The organism is Microbacterium sp. B24 (genome assembly GCF_000333415.1).
GTDB lineage: Bacteria > Actinomycetota > Actinomycetes > Actinomycetales > Microbacteriaceae > Microbacterium.
In genome coordinates, this window is record NZ_BADB01000243.1 from 1 (window position 1) to 2,081 (window position 2,081).

Sequence of the window (2,081 nt, forward strand, 5' to 3'; positions counted from 1 at the left end):
ATTCGAGCTCGGTCCCGGGGATCCTCTAGAGTCGCCCCAGATCGGCGAGGGCGGCGGGGACGGCCGCTTCGGCGGCATCGCGGACGGCGGTACGACGGGACAGCTCCGAGCTCATGCGGGTAATCTTAGAGCGCAGCTGCCGCGCGTTCCCGCGCGTGCGCACCACCCGTGATGACAACGAGGATCCACACCGTGGCCAAGAACCCCGCCGCTCCCGACGCCGACGCCACCGTCCCGACCGGACCCGGCAAGCACCGTCCGACGCCGTCGCGAGCCGAGCAGGAGGCCGCCCGCAAGCGTCCTCTCGTCGCCGACACGAAGGAGGCGCGGGCCCGCGCGAAAGCCGAGCTGGCCTCGCAGCGCGAGCGTGCCCGCATCGGCATGGCGAACGGCGAGGAGAAGTACCTGCCGGTTCGCGACCGTGGCCCGCAGCGCCGGTTCGTCCGCGACGTCGTCGACGGTGGGTGGCACCCGGGCGAGCTGCTCATGCCGCTCATGCTGATCGTGATCCTGCTGAGCCTCATTCCGAACACCGCCATCGTCTACTACGGGTTCGCCGCACTCTGGCTCTACATCCTCGTGGTCGTCGTCGACATGATCATCACGAGCGTGCGGGTGAAGAAGCTCGCGCGCGAGAAGTTCGCGGACCGCACGGAGAAGGGCCTCGGCTGGTACGCCGGCATGCGCACGATCCAGATGCGTTTCATGAGGCTGCCCAAGCCGCAGGTCAAGCGCGGCGGCCGACCCGTCTGAGGTCATCGTTCCGATGGGCGGCGCCGATGCCGCGGACACCGACGGCGCGACGACGAGTCGGAGGCCGACGAAGCAGTCCACTCCTCGCGCCGCGCACCAGTGGCGGATCTGGTTCGTCATCGTGCCCGCACTCATCGGCATCGTGCTCTGCGCCGCGGGCGCACTGCTCGTCACTCCGACGAGCGACGGCGGATTCCCGGCCTACCTCTGCGTCATCATCGGCGGCTGGGCAGTCGGTTTCGCCCTCGTCAATGCGCTGAGCGCCTGGCCAGAGCGGTGGCAGTGGGGAGGGCACGTCGCACTCGCCCTCGGGGCCATCGCGCTGCTGGCATCGACCACTCCCCTCATCCGGACCCTCGGATCGCTGCCAGAACCGTGGCCTCGCTCACTTTCCGTCGTCGCGCTCGGCATCCCACCGGCCGGTGGATGGGTGCTGATCACCCTCCTCGGTCGAATCTCCGGACGGTTCGACCGCGCCGCCGAGCGACGCGCGGCGGCGCTGGCGGAGCCCACGTGGAGCGGGGCGGATCGTCATCCCGAAGTCACGGTGAACGCCGCGCGCTTCACGACAGCGGCGCTGACGGCTCTCGCCGTCGGAGCGGTGGTCGTCGTCGGCGCGCTCAGCGCGGTGGTCGTGATCGTCACCGAACGCTGGCTCCTCCGCCTGCCCCCGCTCATGATCGTCGTCGCTTTGGGCCTCTTCGTCGGGATGCCGGTGTACGCGGCGATCTGGGGAGTCGTCAACAGTCGGCGCCTCCCCGTGACGCTTCGGTGGCACACCGGAGCGCTCGTCGTGGATGCCGAAGACCGCTGGACCGTTCCGTACCCGATGATCCAGAGCGTGATCTGGCGCTCGCAAGGCGATACTGCGCGTTTCGAGGTGCACTCCGCGACCCGCAGCGAGACATTCCTCGTGGGCATGGTGCGCCAGCAAAACGGTAAAGCTTCGCAGCTGCCGCCGCTCATGCACCGGATGCGACGGGTACTCGAGGAGGCTGGACTGCGCCCCCACGAGCGGCGCGGCACTCTGCGCTACACGCGGAGCGCGCCAACGAACACGGTCAGCGGGTCCGGCGCGCCGCCACCAGCCCTCGGTTGATCTGACGCGCCCAGAGGGGCCCGCGGTAGATGAAGCCGGTGTATCCCTGGACGAGAGTGGCCCCGGCATCCAGCCGCTGCTGCACGTCGTCGGCGTCTTCCACGCCTCCGGCGGAGATGACGCAGAACCCCTCAGGCACGACCGCGCGCACGATCTTCAACACTTCCAGCGCCCGACCGCGCAGCGGGGCACCGGAGAGGGACTCTAGAGGATCNCCCGGGACCGAGCT

2 protein-coding genes and 1 pseudogene are annotated in these 2,081 nt (G+C 69.6%); 2 read left to right on the top strand and 1 reads right to left on the bottom strand.

Translation table 11 applies throughout. The annotated features are described in order from the left end of the window. Positions 1-192: 192 nt before the first annotated feature. Together I5I_RS06585 and I5I_RS06590 are read left to right on the top strand one after the other, a co-directional pair. Positions 193-753: a DUF3043 domain-containing protein gene (locus I5I_RS06585; RefSeq protein ID WP_036287998.1), complete on the top strand. Its 561-nt coding sequence runs from the start codon at positions 193-195 to the stop codon at positions 751-753. A 13-nt stretch (positions 754-766) separates the two neighbouring features. Continuing rightward, positions 767-1,852 carry a hypothetical protein gene (locus I5I_RS06590; RefSeq protein ID WP_051039515.1) on the top strand — a complete coding sequence of 362 codons (1,086 nt, stop codon included), beginning with the start codon at positions 767-769 and terminating at the stop codon, positions 1,850-1,852. On the opposite strand, the pseudogene I5I_RS06595 reads toward I5I_RS06590, so the two are convergent. Then, a pseudogene (locus I5I_RS06595) lies at positions 1,815-2,081 on the bottom strand (hypothetical protein); the annotation flags it as partial. The gene I5I_RS06590 and the pseudogene I5I_RS06595 sit on opposite strands and share 38 nt — an antisense overlap.